The sequence below is a fragment of the Pseudomonas sp. GW822-FHT02E03 genome (assembly GCF_058802325.1).
Genome location: NZ_JBXAOA010000062.1, coordinates 1 through 19,521 on the forward strand (window position 1 = coordinate 1; position 19,521 = coordinate 19,521).

Here is a 19,521-nt window from a genome sequence, read left to right on the forward strand (position 1 = left end):
CCCCCCCCCCCCCCCCCCCCCCCCCCCCCCCCCCCCCCCCCCCCCCCCCCCCCCCCCCCCGCTCCCACATTGGTTTTGTGTCGTTATCGAGGGAGGATGTATTGCTCGATCGCCTGGGCCGCGCCGTCTTCGGTATTGGCTCCGGTCACCACGTCGGCCTGACGCTTCACCGCCTCTTCCGCCTGCCCCATGGCGATCGACAACCCGGCCCGGTGAAACATCGCCGGGTCGTTGCCACCGTCACCCATGGCGGCGGTCTGCTCCAGCGGCACCCCGAGAAACTCGGCCAGTGTCGCCAATGCCTCGCCCTTGTTGGCTTTCATCGCCGTCACGTCCAGATAGATCGGTTGTGAACGCGAAACCTGCGCCTGCCCTTCGACCTTGGGCAGCAACTGCGCTTCCAGCTCGATCAACAGCCCGGCGTTGTTGCTGGCCGCGACGATTTTGTCGATACGTGCAAGGTAAGGCTCGAAATTCTCGACCACCACCGGCGGATAACCCAGGCCGTGCTGCTCTCGCGGGACCATCGGGCCGTACTGATCCTGCAACAGCCAGTCGCCGCCACTGAATACCCAAACCTCAATGTCCGGCTGATCGGCAAACAGCGTCAGCGCCGTCAGCGCCGCCGTTGCCGGCAAATAATGTGCAACCAGCACACTGCCGTCCGGGTTTACGAGGGTGCCGCCATTGAAGGCCGCCGTCGGCAGATCGACACCCAGGGCTTCGATCTGTTGCAGCATGGCTTTTGGCGGACGTCCGGTGGCCAGGCTGAACAGTACGCCAGCCTCGCGCAAGGCGCGGACCGCTTCGATCGTGCGCTGACTGAGGCTGTGATCAGGGAGCAGTAACGTGCCGTCCATGTCGCTGAGCAGAAAACGGATGGGCTGTTGCGTTATCTCACTCATCCGACGCTGTGCCAGACGCGACCATCGCGGGTGAGCAGTTCATCAGCAATCTTAGGTCCGTCTTCGCCGGCCGCGTAGTTCTCCACCGTTGCGTCCTGCTGCCAGGCGTCGAGGAATGGCTGCACGGCGCGCCAGCCGTTCTCGATGTTGTCGGCGCGCTGGAACAGCGTCTGATCGCCAGTCAGGCAGTCATAGATCAGGGTTTCATAGCCGGTCGATGGCTGCATCTCGAAGAAATCCTTGTAGGCAAAACCCAGCTCGATGTTGGCCATGTTCAACGCCGGCCCCGGCCGCTTGGCCAGCAGGTCGAACCACATGCCTTCGTTGGGCTGGATCTGGATCCGCAGGTAAGTCGGCTGCAACTCATCGACCTCGGTGTCGCGGAACTGCGCATACGGCGCCGGCTTGAAGCAAATGACAATCTCGGTGTCGCGCGCGCTCATGCGCTTGCCGGTGCGCAGGTAGAACGGCACGCCGACCCAGCGCCAGTTGTCGATCATGACTTTGAGCGCGACATAGGTTTCGGTCGTGCTGTCGGGCGCCACGTTGGCTTCCTGGCGATAACCGGGCAGCGGCTCGCCATTGATCTGGCCGGCGGTGTATTGGCCGCGCACCGAGTTGGCTCGCGCTTCCTCGGTTGACCAGGGGCGGATCGCGCCGACAACTTTGGCTTTTTCGCCGCGTACCGCATCGGCGCCAAAAGCGGCCGGTGGTTCCATGGCCACCATCGCCAATAATTGGAACAGGTGATTGGGCACCATGTCCCGCAGGGCGCCGGTGACCTCATAAAAACTGCCACGGGTTTCCACGCCGACGGTTTCGGCGGCGGTGATTTGCACGTGGTCGATGTAATGGTTGTTCCAGAAGGCTTCGAACAGGCTATTGGAAAACCGGCTGACCAGAATGTTCTGCACGGTTTCCTTGCCCAGATAGTGATCGATCCGGTAGATCTGCTTTTCCGTCATCACTTTGAGCAAGCACGCGTTCAAGGCTTCTGCGGTATGCAGATCGGAGCCGAAAGGCTTTTCGATCACCACCCTTCTGAAGGCATCGGGGGTTTCTTGCAGCAATCCGGCAGCACCGAGACGCCGCACCACTTCGCTGAAAAAGCGTGGCGCGGTGGCCAGATAGAAAATCGCATTGCCCGTGCCGCTGTCGGCGATTTTCGCCGCCAGCGCTTCGTAGGTGCGTTCGTCAAGGAAGTCGCCCTGGACATAGCTGATGTGCTTGGCCAGTTTGGCCCACAACGCCGGATCAAGGGCTTGATCGCCCTTGCCGACCTTGGCCGCCACTTCCGCCCGAATGAAATCTTCGAGTTTTTTGGCGAAGGCTTCGTCACTGATAGCGTTGTGATCAACGCCGATGATCCGCAGTCCATTCCCCAGCAAACCGTCGCGACTCAGGTTGTACAGCGCCGGCATCAGCAAGCGCTTGACCAGATCACCATGGGCACCGAACAGAAACAGCGTGGTAGGCGGTGCGGGTTCTGCCTTGGATTTCCTGCGGATCACATGGGTCATTTTTTCGGGGTCTCCACATGGCCACCGAAGCCGAAGCGCTGGGCCGAGAGAATCTTGTCGCCAAAGGTGCCTTGCCCGCGCGAACGGTAGCGCGAGAACAGCGAGTTCGACAGCACCGGTACCGGCACCGATTGCTCCATGGCCGCTTCGATGGTCCAGCGACCCTCACCGCTGTCAGCCACCGAGCCTGAGTAGCCGTCGAGCTTCGGATCGCTGGCCAGTGCGTCGGCGGTCAGATCAAGCAGCCAGGACGACACCACGCTGCCACGACGCCAGACTTCGGCGATGTCGGCAACGTTCAGGTCGAAACGCTGGTCTTCCGGCAGGTTGGTGCTGGCTTTGGTCTTGAGGATGTCAAAGCCTTCGGCGAAGGCTTGCATCATTCCGTATTCGATGCCGTTGTGAATCATTTTCACGAAATGGCCAGAACCGGCCGGGCCTGCATGGATGTAACCGCGCTCGGCGCGATCGTCATCGGACTGGCGATCCTTGGTGCGCGGGATATCGCCCATGCCCGGGGCCAGCGTTTCGAACAGCGGGTCAAGACGCCTAACGGTGTCGGCATCGCCGCCGATCATCATGCAGTAACCACGCTCCAGACCCCAGACGCCGCCGGAGGTGCCGACGTCGATGTAGTGCAGGCCTTTTTCCGACAGGGTTTTGGCCCGGCGGATGTCATCCTTATAGAAGGTGTTGCCGCCATCGATGATGGTATCGCCCGCTTCAAGCAAGGTACTCAGGGTGTCGATGGTGTCTTCGGTCGGTGCGCCGGCGGGCAGCATGACCCACACCGCGCGTGGTTTGGCCAGGCCAGCGACCAGGGCTGGCAAGTCGGCAACACCGGTGGCGCCTTCTTCAGCCAGGGTATCGACAAAGGCGCTATTGCGGTCGTAAACAACGGTGGTATGTCCGTTGAGCATCAGGCGCCGCGCAATATTACCGCCCATGCGGCCCAGTCCAATAATCCCGAGTTGCATGTACTGATGCTCCCTACTACAAATAAAGTGTGTCAAAGGTTATAGCCCAACGCGACTCATTCGAGTTAGTCCAGCGTATGGGGATGAAGTTTCCGGGCATTGTGCCCGATCCAGACTGATAACGTCGGGAATCGTACCGAAGACACAACGACCATGAAAAATAAAAAAGTTCCCTTCAGGGGCAAAAGAAATCAAAATTGGCGCCGATAGTAAGTGAGCACCCGAATTCGGGAGCGAACTTACAGTTGAGACAGCCATTTGCGAGGTGAGCAATGGGCACCGTACACACAGCACTGCCAGCACAAACCCTTTACGTCACGATCCGTCGCGATGAACTGCGCCAGTTGAAAGATGAGCGCGACCAGTTGAAACGGGAAGTCGCGCAATTGCGCCTGCTGACCCAAGGCAATCAGGCTCAGCCTTTGCCTGTCACCCAACGTGCTCCCCACGCCTGACCCCCTCGTTTGAATCGGAAGCAGCCGCTGCTGTTTCCGACTTGCTGCAACCCTGCCAGCTCTGGCAACTCACAAAGTTTTCACACCTTATTGTTGATACTCCGGCTCATTGTGGCCGCTCGGTATCCACGCGGCGCCCGTTCGTCTGCGACAAGGAGAGTGCCGACGGCAGAAGTAATTATCAGGCTGGAGTGCTGAATGGCTTTGTTTAAACGCAGCAAAACGTCTGCGAAAGGTTTTGATTGGGCAGGATTTCTCTGGTTGTTTCTGTTCTTCTGGTATTTTTCCGGCATCACCCAACTGCTGATTCAACTGACAGGTACTTCCGGTTTTGCCGGGTTCCGTCAGGCCTTTGTGATGAGCGCCATCTGGCTCGCGCCGATGCTGCTGTTCCCCAGACAAACACGGGTGATGGCCGCACTGATCGGCGTGGTGCTGTGGGCCTGTTCGATGGCCAGCCTCGGTTATTTCTTCATCTATCAGCAGGAATTTTCCCAGAGCGTCATCTTCATCATGTTCGAATCGAACGTGTCTGAAGCCGGCGAGTACATGACCCAGTATTTTGCCTGGTGGATGGTACTGGCGTTCCTCGCCCACACCGCGTTCGCGTATTTGCTGTGGACCCGTTTGCGCCCGGTATACCTGCCACGCGGCCAGGCATTGGTCGCGGCGACGGCGATTCTGCTGGCCGTGGTCGGTTACCCGCTAATCAAGCACACCGCACGCAGCGGCAGCCTGGCGGGCGGCTTCGAGAAGTTCGAAACCCGCATCGAGCCCGCCGTGCCTTGGCAGATGGCCGTGGCCTATCACCGTTACCTCGATACCCTGGCCGGCATGCAAGACATGCTCGACAGCGCCAGCAAAATTCCACCGCTCAAAAACCTCACCGATTCGATGGCCAATCAGCCGGCGACCCTGGTGCTGGTGATCGGCGAGTCCACCAACCGTCAGCGCATGAGCCTGTACGGCTACCCTCGGCAAACCACTCCGGAGCTGGACAAGCTCAAGGATCAACTGGCCGTCTTCGATAACGTCATCACCCCGCGCCCTTACACCATCGAGGCGTTGCAGCAGGTGCTGACCTTCGCCGACGAAGAAAACCCGGACCTGTACCTGTCGACGCCGTCATTGGTCAGCATGATGAAACAGGCGGGTTACAAGACTTTCTGGATCACCAACCAGCAGACCATGACCAAGCGCAACACCATGCTCACGACCTTCTCCGAACAGGCCGACGAGCAGGTGTACCTGAACAACAATCGCAACCAGAACGCCGCCCAGTACGATGGCGACGTGATCGAACCGTTCAACAAGGCCCTGGCCGATGCAGCGCCACGCAAGCTGATCGTTGTGCATTTGCTCGGCACGCACATGAGCTACCAGTACCGTTACCCGTCGACGTTCAACAAGTTCACCGACCGCAAAGGTGTTCCGGACGGCGTGCGTGACGATCAGGTGCCGACGTACAACAGCTATGACAACGCGGTGCTGTACAACGACTTCGTGGTGTCGAGCCTGATCAAGGACTACGCCAAGTCTGATCCGAACGGCTTCCTGCTATACCTCTCCGACCATGGCGAAGACGTCTTCGACTCCGTTGGCCATAAAACCCTGGGCCGCAACGAGAGCAAGCCGACGGCACCGATGTACACCATTCCGTTCATGGCCTGGGCTTCGCCGAAATGGCGCGAAACCCATGACTGGAGTTTTGCCGGCGACCTGAGCCGGCCGTACAGCAGTTCTCAGCTGATTCACACGTGGGCGGATCTGGCAGGCCTGAGTTTCGATGAACTGGACCGCAGCAAAAGTCTGGTCAGCGACAGCTTCAAGCCTCGGCCATTGATGATCGGCGACCCTTATGCACGTAAGCAGAGGCCGTTGATCGACTTCAGCCTGATGAAACCCAAGGGCGCACCTATCACGCCGGAAGTCGTTCAGCAGTAATTCTGGCGCGGATCCTGTGGGAGCGGGCTTATGTGGCGAGGGAGCTTGCTCCCGCTCGGCTGCGAAGCAGTCGCAAACCCTTTACATGCGGTTTAACTTTGAAATGCCGGGGTCGCTGCGCGACCCAACGGGAGCAAGCTCCCTCGCCACAAAAGCCCCACTCCACAACAAGCTCGCTCCCAAAGGACTGCGAATTAAAGCGCCTTGGTCCAGAACAGCATCCGCCCGTGCGCCGGGTCGAACATGCCTGGCGAAAAACCGAATTTGCCGTAGGCCCCCTGAGCCACTGCATTACCTTCCAGCACTTCCAGGGTGATTTTGCAGCAGCCGCGCTGGCGCGCGATGTCTTCGACTTTGTGCAGCATCTTCTGACTCAGCCCCAACCCGCGAAACTTCGACACCACCGCCACATCGTGCACGTTCACCAATGGCCGGCAGGCGAAGGTCGAAAAACCTTCAAAGCAGTTGACCAGCCCTGCCGGTTCGCCGCCGACAAACGCCAGTACGCTGAAGGCATGGGGACGTTTGGCCAGTTCCCCCGGCAGTTGTCGCAATCTATCGGCGGGTAACGGGTGACCGCCGCCCATCGGGTCTTCGGCGTAGTGGTTCAATACAAGACAAATCGCCTCGGCATGCACCGGGTTGGTGTAGCTGGCCTGAAGCACAAGAATTTCTGCGGATTCCATTTCCATCCTCAATCACACAAGTTGCCCCAGCTCGCTTCTTGCGCACTGAAAGGTCTGACGACCTTATCGCGAGTGCCGGTGTGCCGACAACCGGATCCTGTTGTGATCGTTCCTCCTCAAACACCCCAGATCAATGACTCGGTCCATCCCAACTCAGCAAAATCCTCAGCCCTCAGTTTTGCCTCACCGGCACAGAAAAACTCGTCCAGTTGCGGCGGCTTGACCGACGTGCCACTGAGCATCGCGTGAACCTGCCCGCGATGATGAATCTGATGCTCCAACAAATGGGACAGCATGCGCAAACGGCTGTCATGTTGCGGGGCGTCGCGCGCGATGGTCACGAGCCGTCCTAGGTCTGCGTCGCGCAGTTGCTCACAGTAGGCAATCAGTCTACGGTCCACCAGGGCTTGCTCGCGCTTGAGATCGGCGCCGTGGGCGAACGGCTCGTCTTCGTTGAAAAACACGTAGCAATCGGGATGCGGTTCGTCACCGCGCAACTCCCGCTCCAGTGCATCCACATAGAACCAGTCACAGGTCAGAATGTGATTGAGGGTCGCGCTGAGGCTGGGAAAGAAACTGACTCGCGGCGCTGCCAGTTCGGCCGGGCTTAGCTGAAGCCAGGCCTTGGCCAGTCGGTGATTGGCCCAGGCGTTCTGATAGGCCATGGTCAGCAAATGGTGGGACAAGGGCTGATTCATGTTCGCTCCTCCCGGATATCAAACCTCGGCGAAACGTTTGAGCTGCATTTCCTGCAGACGACTAAAGGTGCGACGAAACGGAAACTCCAGATAGCCCTCGGTGTACAACGCCTCCATCGGCACCTGCGCTTCGAGGTACAGCGGCACCTTGCGGTCGTAGCATTCGTCCACCAGGGCGATGAACCGGCGCACGCCGTCGTCGTGCACCGACAACTGCGGCAACTCGCGATCCCCCGCCGCCACCCGTTCGACGCCGTCTTCAGTGCCGCGGGCGATGCGCCCTTCGCGTTTTTGCGCGCTGAGGTTGGGCACGTCGCTCAACAGAATAGCGCTGAAGGTATCGCACAGGGCCATGAAGTCCATGGCGGCAAATGGCTGCTCGCAGAGCTCGGCGTAACGGCACCAGAGCACGGTTTGACTGGCCTGCATGACATTGACCGAACGGTAGCCGATCTTGACCGGATCGCTGGACAGCGACTGGCCGACGGTCAAGGCTTTGAACACCTCGCTCAATGCGCCAGGCTGACCCGGTACATTCACCCAGTAACGCTGCAGACCGGCGCCAGGATGCAGGCGATGATCTTCCCCGCCATCCACCGCAATCACTTGCATGTGTTGCTTGATCGCAGCAATAGCCGGCACAAACCGGTCACGGTTGAAGCCATCCGCGTATAGCTGATCCGGCGGCTGATTGGAGGTGCAGACCACCACCACGCCCTGCTCGAACATCACCTGAAACAAACGTCCGAGAATGATCGCGTCACCGATGTCGTTGACGAACAGTTCATCGAAACACAGCACGCGCACTTCCTGGCTCAGCTCGCGGGCCAGCGCTTTCAACGGGTCGGCGGTGCCGGTCAATTGAAAGGAGCGCTGATGCACCCAGCCCATGAAATGATGAAAGTGCTGACGCCGGGCCGGGACGCGCAGGTTTTGGTAGAACTGATCCATCAACCAGGTCTTGCCCCGCCCGACCGGGCCCCAGAGGTACACGCCGGTGACGGGCGTGCGGTCTTCATGCAAGGCTTCGTGGCATTTTTGCAGCGCCCACACGGCGTGTTCCTGGGCTTCGTCCTGGACGAAGCCCTTCTGTTCGATGGCGTGTTGCCAGGCGCTTAAGGGAGAGTCGACATTCATGCGCGGCAGTATAGGTAAAACGCAATCCATGTGGGAGCGGGCTTGCTCGCGAAGGCGTCGGGTCAGCCAACATCAATGTTGAATGACACACCGCTTTCGCGGGCAAGCCCGCTCCCACAGGTTCCGCGCCGCGACACAACGCCGGGTTACAGCGAGATGTCCAGCCGGGCAATCTTGCCCTGTTCATTGAGGCGGAACATGTAGCGCAGTTCCAGCGGGCTGCCAGGGAACGTGCCGGAGATCAGGTTGTGCACCAGCACTTTGCCGGTGCGCAGTTGAACGTCGAGCACCTCGACCCGGGGCTGATAACGTTGTGCGGTGTCTTGCATCCATTGGGCGATGGCTTGTGTGCCGACCTGATGCTGCCCCTCATCGAACACATTGGCATCCTCAGCGAAAAAACTGGCAACCCTCGACGTGTCGCGAGCATTGGCAGCGGCAATGTAGGCGGCAATGGCGGGGGCCAGTGAAGAGGCTGGATTGGACATGTTTACGGCTCCTTGTGAGTTGATTCTGGAGCCATGCTAAAACAAGCCTGTGTCAATTCTTGTCAGGAGTGAAACGCCCTGCTTCGTCCAGTTGCATCTGCTTGCGCCAGGTGCGCAACAGGTCGCTGCGCCGCCCCGGATAGCGCTCACCCTGCTCGCTGGCGGCCGAGATCCGGTCGGTGCGAAAGGTGCGATAGGCACTGCGCAACTCACACCAGGCGACGATGATCCGCACCTCGTTGAGAAAACCCAGGGCCAGTGGCCAGATCAGCCGCTGACTCGGTACCTGATTGGCGTCCGCGTAGTCGATGTGCAGCTTGGCCTGATCGCGGATGGCTTGGCGAAACACGTTCAAAGGCACGGCATTTTGCGGATAGCCATAACCCGGCGGCCCCGGCAGCACCGTCGGGTTGCGCAAGGCCTCCTGGGCGGCGGGGTCGAGTACCGCAGCGATCTTTGCCAGGGCATCGGCCGCGGCTTTGCCCAACACCTCATCGCCACGCTGATCCACGTAGCGCAAGCCGAGCACGATGGCTTCGGTCTCATCGGCATTGAGCATCAAGGGCGGCAGAAACAGGCCGCTGCGCAACACATAGCCGATCCCCGCCTCGCCAAAAATCGGCGCGCCGAGCGCGGTAAGTTCAGCGATATCGCGGTACAGCGTGCGTTCGGAAATCTCCAGTTCGCTGGCCAATGTCGCGGCAGTCACCGGACGACTTTTGCCCCGCAGCACTTGTAACAAAGTCAGTAAACGGCTGGTTCGCGACACGGTCGGCAGGCTCTTTCCTGAAAAGTCGTCGGAGCTTAGCAGAGGCTGCTGTCAGAAACTGGCAGGAGCGATAAGACCTCGCTCGATGGCCTGGCACTGATCAAATGTGGGAGCGGGCTTGCTCGCGAAGACGACTTAACATTCAACACTTCTGGTGGCTGACACTCCGCTTTCGCGAGCAAGCCCGCTCCCACATTGGCTTGTGTGTTACCGATCGACCTTGTGTTTGGCCACATACAAACACAGCATCTCCATGGCCAATGTCGCCGCCGCCAGTGAGGTAATGTCCGCGCTGTCGTAGGCCGGCGCCACTTCCACCACGTCCATCCCCACCAGGTTGATCCCGCGCAAGCCGCCGAGGATTTCCAGCGCCTGCACCGTGCTCAAGCCGCCACACACCGGCGTTCCGGTGCCCGGCGCAAAGGCCGGGTCGAGGCAGTCGATGTCGAAGGTCAGGTACACCGGGTGATCACCGACCCGGGCACGAATCGCCTCGACGATCGCCTCGCACCCTTGCCGATGCACCTGCCGCGCATCCAGTACCTGAAAGCCCTGATGATCGTCATTGGTGGTGCGCAACCCGATCTGCACCGAGCGCGACGGATCCACCAACCCTTCTTTAGCCGCATGCCAGAACATCGTGCCGTGATCGACGCGCTTGCCCTCCTCATCCGGCCAGGTGTCGCTGTGGGCGTCGAAGTGAATCAATGACAAGGGGCCATGCTGACGGGCATGGGCCTTGAGCAGCGGATAACTGATGAAGTGATCGCCGCCAAACGTCAGCATCGCGCAACCGCCGCTCAGGATGTGCTCGGCGTGGGCTTCGATGCTTTCCGGCACCGACTGCGGCGTGCCGTAATCGAAGGCGCAGTCACCGTAATCGATCACCGCCAAGTGATCGAACGGGTCGAACGTCCACGGCCAATGGCGTTCCCAGGCGATCCCGGTGGACGCCGCCCGAATGCCGCGCGGGCCGAAACGCGCGCCGGGGCGGTTGCTGGTGGCAGTGTCGAACGGCACGCCGCTGACCACCACGTCGACGCCACGCAAGTCGCGGCTGTAGCGGCGGCGCATGAAACTGGTGATTCCGGCGTAGGTGCTTTCGGCGGCAGTCCCGTAAAGACTGTCGCGGGTCATGGCCTGATCGTTCTGTGCAGGGACGTCCATGGTGTATTCCTTGTTATTGGCTTATTGGCGGCTACGGAAAGTGGTCCACAGGCGGGTGCGCTGACGCATGTCCTTGAGGCTCATGCTGCGGTCGGCGTACAGCCGTTCACGCACCTCGCTCTGCGGGTAGATGTCGGGATCGCTGCGCACCGCCTCATCCACCAACGGCGTCGCTGCCCGATTGGCCGTGGCGAAGAACAGCGTGTTAGTCAGCGCCGCGACGGATTCGGGGCGCAACATGAACTCGATGAAGGCCCGGGCGGCTTCGGGGTGTGGTGCGTCCTTGGGAATCGCCAGGTTGTCCTGCCACACCAGCGTGCCCTCCCGCGGAATGCGGTAGGCCACCTCGAACGGCTTGTTGGCCTTGCGCGCCTGATCGGCGGCCATGCTCGCGTCACCGTTGTAGGTCAATGCCAGGCAGACGCTGCCATTGGCCAGATCGTTGATCTGCCGCCCGGTGGCGACGTACAGCACCGACGGCTGTAACTGACGCAACAGTGCATCGGCGGCTGTCAGATCAGCCTTGTCGGTGCTGTAGGGATCTTTACCCAGATAGTGCAGCGCCAGGCCAATCACCTCTTGGGGCGAATCGAGAATGGCGATGCCGCAGTCTTTGAGCTTGCTGGCGTATTCGGGCTTAAACAACAGGTCCAGACTGTTGAGCGGTACGTTGGGCAAACGTTGTTTCACCGCTTCGACATTCATCCCCAATCCGAGCGTGCCCCAGGTGTAAGGCACGCCATACCGATTACCAGGGTCGACCGCCGCCAGCTTTTCCAGCATGTCCGGGTCGAGGTTGGCGTAACCCTTGAGGCCATCGTGAGAGATTTCCCTCAACGCGCCCGCCGCCAAGCCGCGTGCCAGAACGCTGGACGACGGCACCACCACGTCGTAGCCGCTGCCGCCGGTGAGCAGCTTGGTTTCCAGCACTTCCGGCGCATCGAACGTGTCGTAGCGCACATGGATGCCGGTTTCCTTTTCGAACCGTTGCAAGGTCTCGGGCGCGACGTAATCGGCCCAACTGTAGAGATTGAGGACTTTTTCCTCGGCCTGGGCCGGCACGGCCATGGCGAGGAACAGTGCGGGTAAACACAGCTTGAAGAGCGGAGCCATGACGAACACCTGACCGGAGGAAGTGACTGCAGGATGCGTCGTCAGTTACAGTGGAAAAATATCAAGTTAATTATCCTGACTTTATTGCGGAGTAATGTTTGATGCTCGGTCAACTTCATGACCTCGACCTGCACCTGCTGCGCCTGTTTGTCAGCGTGGTGGAATGCGGTGGTTTCAGCGCGGCTCAGGGTGAGCTGGGGCTGAGCCAGTCAAGCATCAGCCAGCAGATGGCCAGGCTCGAAACCCGGCTTGGTTATCGGCTGTGCAGTCGCGGCAAGGGCGGGTTCAAAATCACCCCCAAGGGCGAACAGCTGCTCCTTGCCATTCGCACCTTGTTCGAGTCGATCGAAGCGTTCCGCCATCAATCCAACGGCGTGGCCGGACGCTTGATCGGCGAAGTGCGCCTGGGCTTGTCCGAAGCACTTGATCAATCGGTGCTGCAACGGGTTGCCAAGGCGATCCGGCGCTTTCGCGAACGGGACGAGTCGGTGCGTATCGAGTTGATCAGCGCCATGCCCGGCGAAATGGAGCGGCTGTTGCTGCAACAACGGCTGGACCTGGCGATCGGCTATTTCTCGCAGGCGCAAAGCGCTTTTGACTACCGCGAACTGTTCACGGAAACCCAGCACTTGTACTGCGCCCCCGGGCATCCGCTGTTCACCGATGAGGCACCTGACGATCAGGCGCTTCAGGTCTGCGACCGGGTCGATCATCCCTACCGCTTCCTGCGCAGTGACGAGCCGTTTCAGGGGAAGATGTGTTCGGCGCGTTCCGAACAGGTCGAAGGCACCCTCGCCTTCATTCTTTCCGGCAAGCACGTTGGCTACCTGCCCGATCACTTCGCCCGCAGTTGGGAAGACAAAGGGTTGCTGCGCGCCGTGCGCCAGGGCGACATGAGTTTTGAGGTGGCGTTCCATCTGGCCCGCCATCGCGCACAGGTGCCGGGGGATGCGCAAAAAGCCTTTGAAGAGGACTTGCTTGCGGCGTTTGCTTGAATAGCAGGGGCTTGCGTCAAGCGCAATCCATGTGGGAGCGGGCTTGCTCGCGAAGAGACCGTGTCAGTCGACATTAATGTTGCCTGGTATACCGCCTTCGCGAGCAAGCCCGCTCCCACAGGTTCTGCATCTGACTGACTGGCAGTGTGGCAAGCGATCGCGTTGTACGTTGCCCTCACTGCCCGCGGCTGGCATCCTGCGCCTCCATTTTCTGACCCGGCCCGCCTTTCGGCACGCAAATCACCATGACCGCCTCTGAAATAACCGCCTCCCCACGCAACAACGACCTCATTTACGGCCTCGACGATCGCCCCCACCTGACCGCCACGGTATTCGCCGCCCTGCAACACGTACTGGCGAGTTTCGTCGGCATTATCACGCCGACGCTGATCATGGGCAGCGCCCTTGGCTTGCAAAGTGAAGTGCCTTATCTGATCAGCATGGCGCTGTTCGTTTCGGGGCTGGGCACGTTTGTGCAGGCGCGGCGGTTCGGCCCGGTCGGCTCCGGTTTGCTGTGCTTGCAAGGCACCAGTTTCTCTTTTATCAGCGTGATTCTCAGCGCCGGGTTCATGGTCAAGGCGCGCGGCGGTGGCACCGATGAAATCCTCTCGACAATTTTCGGCGTGTGCTTTTTCGCCGCGTTCATCGAAGTGGTGCTAAGCCAGTTCATCGGCAAGTTGCGGATGCTGATCACCCCGGTGGTGACCGGCACCATCATTACCCTCATGGGCCTGTCGCTGATCAAGGTCGCCATGACCGACATTGCCGGCGGTTTCGGTGCAACGGATCTCGGCGCGGCCAGCCATCTGGCGCTGGCGGCACTGGTGCTGGGAACCATCGTGGTGTTGAACCGGGTGGATGTGCCGTTCCTGCGCTTGGGCGCGATCGTCATCGGCCTGGCCCTCGGTTATGCGGTCGCGTGGTTCATGGGCCAAGTCGATTTCACCAGCCTGCCCGCCGTGCCGCTGATGAGTGTGCCCGTACCGTTCAAATATGGTTTCTCATTCGACTGGGTCGCGTTTGTGCCGGTGGCGGTGATTTTCCTGGTATCGCCCCTGGAGGCTGCCGGTGACCTGACCGCCAATTCGATGATTTCCCGGCAACCGGTCAAAGGCCCCATCTATATCCGCCGGATCAAATCCGGATTGCTGGCCGACGGTCTCAATTCGGCGATGGCTGCGGTGTTCAACAGCATGCCGATGGTGACCTTCGCCCAGAACAATGGCGTGATCCAGCTCACCGGCGTAGCCAGCCGTTATGTGGCGTTTTTCATCGCGGGCCTGTTGGTGGTGCTGGGGTTGTTCCCGATGATCGGCGCGGTGCTGCAATTGATGCCGAAACCGGTGCTCGGCGGCGCCGAGCTGGTGATGTTCGGCACCGTGGCAGTGGCCGGGATCAAGATCCTCGCCGAGGCCGGCCTGCATCGGCGCAACATGCTGATCGTGGCGATTTCCCTCGGCATGGGCCTGGGCGTCGCGGCAGTGCCTGAAGTATTGCGCGAGTTGCCGAAGGCGTTGCACAACATCTTCGAATCACCGATCACCGTCGGTGCGTTGTGCGCTATCGTGCTGAATATCTTCCTGCCCGAAGAATTCATCGAGCTGGAAGAAGACGAGTTCGACCCGGAAGCCTCGGTGCTTCAGGTGATGCAGAACCCGGATGTTGCGGCCAAGGGTGAACCCGTTTCACCTGCGGCTGTCGCACAGTTAGACCGTGCGTAATGCTCAAGAGCCGAGCCACGAGCGGCTCGGCCTTTTTCTTTACGAGAACCTGTCCATGCGCAGATTGTTTGCCCTGTCCCTGTCCCTCCTGTTGCTCTCCCTGAGCGCCTGCGCCCTGTTCCCCCAACACGACCCGCTGAACATCAACGTGGTCGGTATCGAGCCACTGCCAAGCCAGGAACTGGAAGTGCGTTTCGCGGTAAAACTGCGCGTGCAGAACCCCAATGAAACGGCGATCGACTACAACGGAGTGGCCCTGGATCTGGAGGTGAACGGTCAATCACTCGCCTCTGGTGTCAGCGACCAGTCGGGCTCGATCCCACGTTTTTCCGAAGCGGTGATCGTGGTGCCGGTGAGCGTTTCGGCCTTCTCGGTGCTGCGTCAGACCCTCGGGCTGGGTCAGACGCAGACACTGAACAATCTGCCTTACGTGCTTCGGGGCAAACTGGCTGGTGGCGTGTTCGGCACGATGCGTTTCCTTGATCGCGGCAAACTCCGCCTGCCGGAGCCGACCACCGGCACGTGGTAACGCTCACGGTTCGGCCCGCGGCTTAACCGGATCGATCACCTGGGTCACACAATGTTTGAGGCCTTCTACGTGCCAATTGGCCCACAGCCGACGTTTGCCGGTGCTGTCTTCATCCGGCTCTATCGCCAGCCAGTTTCGAGCGGCAATCAGGTAACGTCCCCGTGCACCGATGGGCAACATGGTTCCGGTGATGCCGTAGTCGATCTGCTCCTGGTGCTTGCCAATGGACTCCAGAAACTGCACCGCCAACACCGGCGGTGCAGGATGCACGACCCCGGTTGAAATCAATTGGTAGATCAATCCCGAACCATCATTGCGATGCCGGGACAACGTCGATTCGATCACACAGGCCCCTGCCACATGAACATCACCGGACACCAGCGTGACCTTGCATGACTCGGCGTGGGCGAAATCCAGCAATCGCATGATCAACCGCTTGCGTTCGTCCCGGTGAGGCAGGCTTCGCCAATGGTCGCGCAAATCGTCCTCGAGTTCCTGTTGCCCCGAAATCAGGTCCAGTGCCTTTTCGGCCGCCTGCAAATCAAGGTAACCCACGGGAATACTCGACATCAGCAGCAAGTGCTTATGCCCCTTGACCTTGCCCAGCCAGGCATAAATCGCATCCCAACTGACGGGCGAAATGATCCGGGTTTGCCGAGCCGGCGGGGTCGTCAAATCCGGCGCACGCTCACTGCGCAAGTCGGGAACCAGCAATGCCAATTCACCCAAGCCGGTAAACCCCAGGTGAAAGCCGTCAGCGGTATCGGGAATCGCACAAGGGTGGGTATCAGCGGACGGTTTGAGGTGAGGATGAGTCTGGATCAGTTGCTGCTGGAAAATCCTGAAATAGCGTTTGGCCGTGGCAAACAGCCCCTGGAATACCGGGCTTGAATGCAATATCTCATCGTAGGAACCCCAGCCATCGATGATGTCATGGTCGTCCCACATCATTACCGTCGGAACGGCGCTGAGCAGCTTCGCGACCTCAGGCTGTTTCCAGCGCTCCAGGTAGAGTCTGGCGAAGAACTTGTCCAGATCGGCTTCGATCACTTTGCTGTAGACCGCCTTTTTGCGCTCGGCGAAGGGTTTGGCAAACCATGTTTTCATCGACGACACATTGCTGCGCATATCGTCGCTGTAAACCTGATCGCCCCCCATCAACAACAGGTGATAGGGCTTGCTTTGATGAGCCCCCCACATGTGCTCCCAGCGCTCATGGTTCCTGTCCACCTTCTCCATGTCCTTGGGGTCCGAAAAGCCGTTGCACGACACATAGGCCATGCGCGGCGACTGGCCCTCGGCCGGAACGACGAAGTTGGCCTGCGCGCCCTCTATCTTGATCGTGTAAGTGGCGGCAACAGCCTGGTCTTGCAGCGCTTTTAAATCGATGCGCCAGACGCGGTACTGAGGACTGAGCAACGGGATATCGGCGATGGCCAACGGTTTGCCGGCAGTGACACCGCCGGGTACTTTTACGCTGGGTGATGTCGCGCCCAAGGGTAAAACCACTAGAGCAGACACGTTATAGACATTACTGTTGATGCCACGAAATTGCAGAATCGGGCCGAGTGACAAACTCATGGACAGTCCATCCGTTGACAGGGGTGTGAACGCCTGGAGACTAGACGACAATCACACCCCCCGACGGATTATGCGTTGAACCGCACGCCCGGTTTGGCCCGCTCATCCACCGTCAATTCAAATATGTCCGGGCGCGCGTAGTGCCCGACCACGTCGTAGTCGTAACGGGCGCGGATCAGGTCGTCGGTGTCGATTTCGGCAGTCAGTAAACCCGCCTCGTCACGCAGCGGCCCGGCGAGAATGTCGCCCATGGGTCCGACAATCACGCTGCCGCCGGCAATCAACGGGCGTTGCGCCGGCCAGTTGGCGATGTCCACGCCCAAGGCTTGCGGTGAGGCCTGGACCTGACAGGCGCTGACGACAAAGCAGCGTCCTTCATGGGCGATGTGGCGCATGCTCACCTGCCACATTTCCCGCTCGTCCACGGTCGGCGCGCACCAGACCTCCACGCCTTTGGCGTACATCGCGGTGCGCAGCAGCGGCATCATGTTTTCCCAGCACACCACGGCGCCGATTCGCCCGACCTGACTGTCGATCACCGGCAAGGTCGAGCCATCGCCCTTGCCCCAGATCAGCCGTTCGGTGCCTGTGGGCATCAGCTTGCGGTGCTTGGCGACCAGTCCGGCCTGCGGGTCGAAATACAACGCGGTGCAATATAACGTGCTGCCCGCGCGCTCGATCACGCCGATCACCAGATTGGCGCCAGTGCGTGAAGCCAACCCGGCCAAGGCTTCAGTCTCGGCACCGGGCACGTCTATGGCGTTGTCGAAATACCGCGCAAACGCTTCACGACCTTCCGGCAGTCGATAGCCGAGTTGCGTACCGAAGCCCTCGCCCTTGGGGTACCCGCCGAGCAACGCCTCCGGCATGACTACCAGCGCGGCGCCGGATTCAATAATGGCGGTTTCCCAGGAGAGGATTTGATCGAGGGTTTCAGCCTTGCCGCCGGGCAAGGCGCCGATTTGCAGCGCAGCAACGATGGACTTGGGCATCGCGGTGACTCCGTCAGTAATGAGGTGTTGCTCATTCTCCGGCGCCACAGGATCATGAATAAAGCCCAACTCACTGCTGATTGATATGAACCAAATGAATATCGCCACCGTCGACCTCAATCTGCTCAAAGTCTTCGAAGCCCTGCATGAGGAATCCAGCGCCAGCCGTGCCGCACTACGTCTGGGCGTGACGCAATCGGCGGTCAGCGCGGCGTTGCGTCGATTGCGCGAGGTGTATGGCGATCAATTGTTCGTGCGTACCGGCCGAGGTCTTGCGCCGACGCTCAAGGCCAACCAGTTGAAACCGGTGGTCAGCGATGCGCTGAACAAATGCCGCCAGAGTTTGGCGATGGTCGATCCGGCGGCGAATCATTACGACGGACGTTCGGTGACGGTGGGTTTGTCGGATGATTTCGAAATCGCCTACGGGCGACGATTGATTGAAGAGATCGCTCGCTGCGCGCCGAAATTGCGGCTGATCTTTCGCCAGACCCATAGCCAGATCGTCGCTCGGGCCTTGATGGAACGCAGCATCGATCTGGCAATCACGGCAGGCGGATTTGCCGAGCGCTTGCTCAGTCGTCAGGTGCTGGGTGAAGGCGATTATCTGTGCCTGGTGGATCCCCTCAGTCTGGCCGAGGGGCAGGAGACTCTCAGCCTTGAGGCGTTCGTCGCCCGCGAACACATTCTGGTGTCATCGGGCGGTTTTATCGGGATTACCGATGAAGGCCTGGCGGCGTTGGGGCTGAGTCGGCGGGTATGCGCGTCAACCACACACTTTGCCGCGTTGCCGCATCTGCTCAAGGGCAGTCAGGCAGTGGCGACTATTCCAGCCCATGCGGCTCGAAGTATCGCCGCGCTCAGCGGATTGGCGCTGCTGCCCTGCCCTTTGGCGCTGCCACGCTATCCGATCGAGCTGGGCTGGCGCACCAGCACGCAGCTCGATCCGGTGGTGTTGAAAGTGCGCGAGGCGATTATCGCGACCTTTTCCCAAACGTAAGGGAATGGTGTCTGGACGTTTATTTAGCCGCCATCAGGCGATTGACTTCACTGCGCACCATGTTCGCGAATTCCGGGGGCGACATGCCGTCGAGTTCGGCGCGGACCCACTCGGCCCATTTGCCTTTGCGCTTGGCACGCTCACCGAACAACCGTGCGGCTTCGCCCTTGGATTTACCCAGGTTGTTTTGCCAGAGTTCGAACAGACGGGATTTTTCATCTTCAAGCGCCGCGCGCTCGGCAAGGGGTTTGTCGGCCAGATTGAAGCTCATGGGAGTTACCTGCTGCATAAAATAGGCGACATCTTACACTGTAGGAGGAAATGTCCTGCCCTGGATTTTTCTTCAGGGTGGAGTCGCCACGCAAAATTGCTGCAACTTTTGCCATGGCGCCAGACTCCATTGTTCACTGTCCATTCACCTGCAAGGAGTACTCTAATGGCCCGCAAAATCATCGATCAAGCCGCCGAGGATCAAATCAAGGATCAGGTCTTCAGCGAACTTCAGGCCCTGATCGAAGAGTCGGAAAAACTGCTGAAAAGCAGTGCTTCACTGGTCGGTGAAGAAGCGGACACCCTTCGAGGGCAAATCGCCCAGAAGCTCCAGCAGGCCCGGGGTTCAGTTTCCAGTATGCGTGACCGGACCAGGCCCGCGGTCGAGGCCAGTGAAATCTACATCGGCGGTCATCCCTGGCAAACCGTGGCTATCTCCGCTGGATTCGGTTTGGTGGTGGGGCTGTTGTTGGGCCGTCGTTAAGCCAAGCGCAACCTATGTGGGAGCGGGGGGGGGGGGGGGGGGGGGGGGGGGGGGGGGGGGGGGGGGGGGGGGGGGGGGGGGGGGGGGGGG

Annotated in this window: 20 protein-coding genes; 7 read left to right on the forward strand and 13 right to left on the reverse strand. The window is 60.1% G+C overall.

Translation table 11 applies throughout. From position 1 onward, the window contains the following. Positions 1–83: 83 nt before the first annotated feature. The 3 genes from AC1RQB_RS26320 to gnd are packed head-to-tail and all read right to left on the reverse strand — an operon-like array spanning position 84 to position 3,402. A complete protein-coding gene (locus AC1RQB_RS26320) occupies positions 84–905 on the reverse strand; it encodes a Cof-type HAD-IIB family hydrolase (RefSeq protein ID WP_063343549.1) in 822 nt (273 codons plus the stop codon). Beyond that, on the reverse strand, positions 902–2,425 hold the full coding sequence (zwf, locus tag AC1RQB_RS26325) for a glucose-6-phosphate dehydrogenase (RefSeq protein ID WP_063343548.1): 1,524 nt from the start codon (positions 2,423–2,425) through the stop codon (positions 902–904). The genes AC1RQB_RS26320 and zwf overlap by 4 nt, the downstream gene beginning before the upstream one ends. Then, the gene (gene gnd / locus AC1RQB_RS26330; protein WP_008069250.1) at positions 2,422–3,402 is read right to left on the reverse strand and encodes a phosphogluconate dehydrogenase (NAD(+)-dependent, decarboxylating); all 981 of its coding nucleotides are present in this window, start codon (positions 3,400–3,402) and stop codon (positions 2,422–2,424) included. Before gnd ends, zwf begins: the two co-directional genes overlap by 4 nt. A gap of 272 nt (positions 3,403–3,674) precedes the next feature. Between gnd and AC1RQB_RS26335 the strand changes: the two genes are divergently transcribed. Further along, positions 3,675–3,857, forward strand: a complete 183-nt coding sequence (locus AC1RQB_RS26335; protein WP_008069248.1) for a DUF6026 family protein — start codon at positions 3,675–3,677, stop codon at positions 3,855–3,857. A gap of 198 nt (positions 3,858–4,055) precedes the next feature. Beyond that, positions 4,056–5,801 (forward strand): phosphoethanolamine transferase CptA, encoded by a 1,746-nt coding sequence (locus tag AC1RQB_RS26340; RefSeq protein WP_063343547.1) that lies wholly within the window; start codon positions 4,056–4,058, stop codon positions 5,799–5,801. Between the two features lie 194 nt (positions 5,802–5,995). Here the strand turns inward: AC1RQB_RS26340 and AC1RQB_RS26345 are convergent, their stop codons facing one another. From AC1RQB_RS26345 to AC1RQB_RS26375, 7 genes are all read right to left on the reverse strand, one after another. Next, positions 5,996–6,487, reverse strand: coding sequence for a GNAT family N-acetyltransferase (locus AC1RQB_RS26345; RefSeq protein ID WP_063343546.1), 492 nt, complete (start codon positions 6,485–6,487; stop codon positions 5,996–5,998). Between the two features lie 116 nt (positions 6,488–6,603). Next, on the reverse strand, positions 6,604–7,185 hold the full coding sequence (locus AC1RQB_RS26350; RefSeq protein WP_063343545.1) for a DinB family protein: 582 nt from the start codon (positions 7,183–7,185) through the stop codon (positions 6,604–6,606). Between the two features lie 18 nt (positions 7,186–7,203). After that, positions 7,204–8,322, reverse strand: a complete 1,119-nt coding sequence (gene zapE, locus AC1RQB_RS26355; RefSeq protein ID WP_063343544.1) for a cell division protein ZapE — start codon at positions 8,320–8,322, stop codon at positions 7,204–7,206. Between the two features lie 146 nt (positions 8,323–8,468). Then, entirely contained in the window at positions 8,469–8,810 is a 342-nt protein-coding gene (locus AC1RQB_RS26360; RefSeq protein ID WP_007897370.1) for a nuclear transport factor 2 family protein, read from the reverse strand. A gap of 52 nt (positions 8,811–8,862) precedes the next feature. Beyond that, positions 8,863–9,579, reverse strand: coding sequence for a helix-turn-helix transcriptional regulator (locus AC1RQB_RS26365; protein ID WP_007897371.1), 717 nt, complete (start codon positions 9,577–9,579; stop codon positions 8,863–8,865). Between the two features lie 207 nt (positions 9,580–9,786). Beyond that, a complete protein-coding gene (speB, locus tag AC1RQB_RS26370; RefSeq protein WP_063343543.1) occupies positions 9,787–10,746 on the reverse strand; it encodes an agmatinase in 960 nt (319 codons plus the stop codon). A gap of 21 nt (positions 10,747–10,767) precedes the next feature. Next, on the reverse strand, positions 10,768–11,859 hold the full coding sequence (locus tag AC1RQB_RS26375; RefSeq protein WP_008069239.1) for a polyamine ABC transporter substrate-binding protein: 1,092 nt from the start codon (positions 11,857–11,859) through the stop codon (positions 10,768–10,770). A gap of 101 nt (positions 11,860–11,960) precedes the next feature. Between AC1RQB_RS26375 and AC1RQB_RS26380 the strand changes: the two genes are divergently transcribed. The 3 genes from AC1RQB_RS26380 to AC1RQB_RS26390 all read left to right on the forward strand — a co-directional run bounded on the left by AC1RQB_RS26380 (position 11,961) and on the right by AC1RQB_RS26390 (position 15,104). Continuing rightward, the gene (locus tag AC1RQB_RS26380) at positions 11,961–12,854 is read left to right on the forward strand and encodes a LysR family transcriptional regulator (RefSeq protein ID WP_063343542.1); all 894 of its coding nucleotides are present in this window, start codon (positions 11,961–11,963) and stop codon (positions 12,852–12,854) included. Positions 12,855–13,099: 245 nt separating this feature from the next. Further along, positions 13,100–14,575, forward strand: a complete 1,476-nt coding sequence (locus tag AC1RQB_RS26385; protein ID WP_063343541.1) for a nucleobase:cation symporter-2 family protein — start codon at positions 13,100–13,102, stop codon at positions 14,573–14,575. 55 nt (positions 14,576–14,630) lie between these two features. Further along, positions 14,631–15,104 carry an LEA/WHy family protein gene (locus tag AC1RQB_RS26390; protein WP_008069225.1) on the forward strand — a complete coding sequence of 158 codons (474 nt, stop codon included), beginning with the start codon at positions 14,631–14,633 and terminating at the stop codon, positions 15,102–15,104. 3 nt (positions 15,105–15,107) lie between these two features. On the opposite strand, the gene AC1RQB_RS26395 is transcribed toward AC1RQB_RS26390, so the two are convergent. Both AC1RQB_RS26395 and AC1RQB_RS26400 read right to left on the reverse strand, forming a co-directional pair. Beyond that, complete coding sequence (locus tag AC1RQB_RS26395; RefSeq protein WP_063343540.1) at positions 15,108–16,685, reverse strand: alkaline phosphatase D family protein; 1,578 nt, start codon at positions 16,683–16,685, stop codon at positions 15,108–15,110. Between the two features lie 68 nt (positions 16,686–16,753). After that, the gene (locus AC1RQB_RS26400) at positions 16,754–17,677 is read right to left on the reverse strand and encodes a carbon-nitrogen hydrolase family protein (protein ID WP_063343539.1); all 924 of its coding nucleotides are present in this window, start codon (positions 17,675–17,677) and stop codon (positions 16,754–16,756) included. An 85-nt stretch (positions 17,678–17,762) separates the two neighbouring features. Here AC1RQB_RS26400 and AC1RQB_RS26405 point away from each other — a divergent pair, with 85 nt between their 5' ends. Then, positions 17,763–18,677 carry a LysR family transcriptional regulator gene (locus AC1RQB_RS26405; protein ID WP_063343538.1) on the forward strand — a complete coding sequence of 305 codons (915 nt, stop codon included), beginning with the start codon at positions 17,763–17,765 and terminating at the stop codon, positions 18,675–18,677. 19 nt (positions 18,678–18,696) lie between these two features. Here the strand turns inward: AC1RQB_RS26405 and AC1RQB_RS26410 are convergent, their stop codons facing one another. Further along, positions 18,697–18,948 (reverse strand): hypothetical protein, encoded by a 252-nt coding sequence (locus AC1RQB_RS26410; RefSeq protein ID WP_007897387.1) that lies wholly within the window; start codon positions 18,946–18,948, stop codon positions 18,697–18,699. A gap of 165 nt (positions 18,949–19,113) precedes the next feature. Here AC1RQB_RS26410 and AC1RQB_RS26415 point away from each other — a divergent pair, with 165 nt between their 5' ends. Beyond that, complete coding sequence (locus AC1RQB_RS26415) at positions 19,114–19,431, forward strand: ElaB/YgaM/YqjD family protein (protein ID WP_008069214.1); 318 nt, start codon at positions 19,114–19,116, stop codon at positions 19,429–19,431. Positions 19,432–19,521 lie beyond the last annotated feature (90 nt).

Excerpts from the sequence above, each read along its gene's own strand:
- AC1RQB_RS26320 (WP_063343549.1), bottom strand. The coding sequence starts at position 905 with ATGAGTGAGATAACGCAACAGCCCATCCGTTTTCTGCTCAGCGACATG.
- zwf (WP_063343548.1), bottom strand. The coding sequence starts at position 2,425 with ATGACCCATGTGATCCGCAGGAAATCCAAGGCAGAACCCGCACCGCCT.
- gnd (WP_008069250.1), bottom strand. The coding sequence starts at position 3,402 with ATGCAACTCGGGATTATTGGACTGGGCCGCATGGGCGGTAATATTGCG.
- AC1RQB_RS26335 (WP_008069248.1), top strand. The coding sequence starts at position 3,675 with ATGGGCACCGTACACACAGCACTGCCAGCACAAACCCTTTACGTCACG.
- AC1RQB_RS26340 (WP_063343547.1), top strand. The coding sequence starts at position 4,056 with ATGGCTTTGTTTAAACGCAGCAAAACGTCTGCGAAAGGTTTTGATTGG.
- AC1RQB_RS26345 (WP_063343546.1), bottom strand. The coding sequence starts at position 6,487 with ATGGAATCCGCAGAAATTCTTGTGCTTCAGGCCAGCTACACCAACCCG.
- AC1RQB_RS26350 (WP_063343545.1), bottom strand. The coding sequence starts at position 7,185 with ATGAATCAGCCCTTGTCCCACCATTTGCTGACCATGGCCTATCAGAAC.
- zapE (WP_063343544.1), bottom strand. The coding sequence starts at position 8,322 with ATGAATGTCGACTCTCCCTTAAGCGCCTGGCAACACGCCATCGAACAG.
- AC1RQB_RS26360 (WP_007897370.1), bottom strand. The coding sequence starts at position 8,810 with ATGTCCAATCCAGCCTCTTCACTGGCCCCCGCCATTGCCGCCTACATT.
- speB (WP_063343543.1), bottom strand. The coding sequence starts at position 10,746 with ATGGACGTCCCTGCACAGAACGATCAGGCCATGACCCGCGACAGTCTT.
- AC1RQB_RS26375 (WP_008069239.1), bottom strand. The coding sequence starts at position 11,859 with ATGGCTCCGCTCTTCAAGCTGTGTTTACCCGCACTGTTCCTCGCCATG.
- AC1RQB_RS26380 (WP_063343542.1), top strand. The coding sequence starts at position 11,961 with ATGCTCGGTCAACTTCATGACCTCGACCTGCACCTGCTGCGCCTGTTT.
- AC1RQB_RS26385 (WP_063343541.1), top strand. The coding sequence starts at position 13,100 with ATGACCGCCTCTGAAATAACCGCCTCCCCACGCAACAACGACCTCATT.
- AC1RQB_RS26390 (WP_008069225.1), top strand. The coding sequence starts at position 14,631 with ATGCGCAGATTGTTTGCCCTGTCCCTGTCCCTCCTGTTGCTCTCCCTG.
- AC1RQB_RS26395 (WP_063343540.1), bottom strand. The coding sequence starts at position 16,685 with ATGAGTTTGTCACTCGGCCCGATTCTGCAATTTCGTGGCATCAACAGT.
- AC1RQB_RS26400 (WP_063343539.1), bottom strand. The coding sequence starts at position 17,677 with ATGCCCAAGTCCATCGTTGCTGCGCTGCAAATCGGCGCCTTGCCCGGC.
- AC1RQB_RS26405 (WP_063343538.1), top strand. The coding sequence starts at position 17,763 with ATGAACCAAATGAATATCGCCACCGTCGACCTCAATCTGCTCAAAGTC.
- AC1RQB_RS26410 (WP_007897387.1), bottom strand. The coding sequence starts at position 18,948 with ATGAGCTTCAATCTGGCCGACAAACCCCTTGCCGAGCGCGCGGCGCTT.
- AC1RQB_RS26415 (WP_008069214.1), top strand. The coding sequence starts at position 19,114 with ATGGCCCGCAAAATCATCGATCAAGCCGCCGAGGATCAAATCAAGGAT.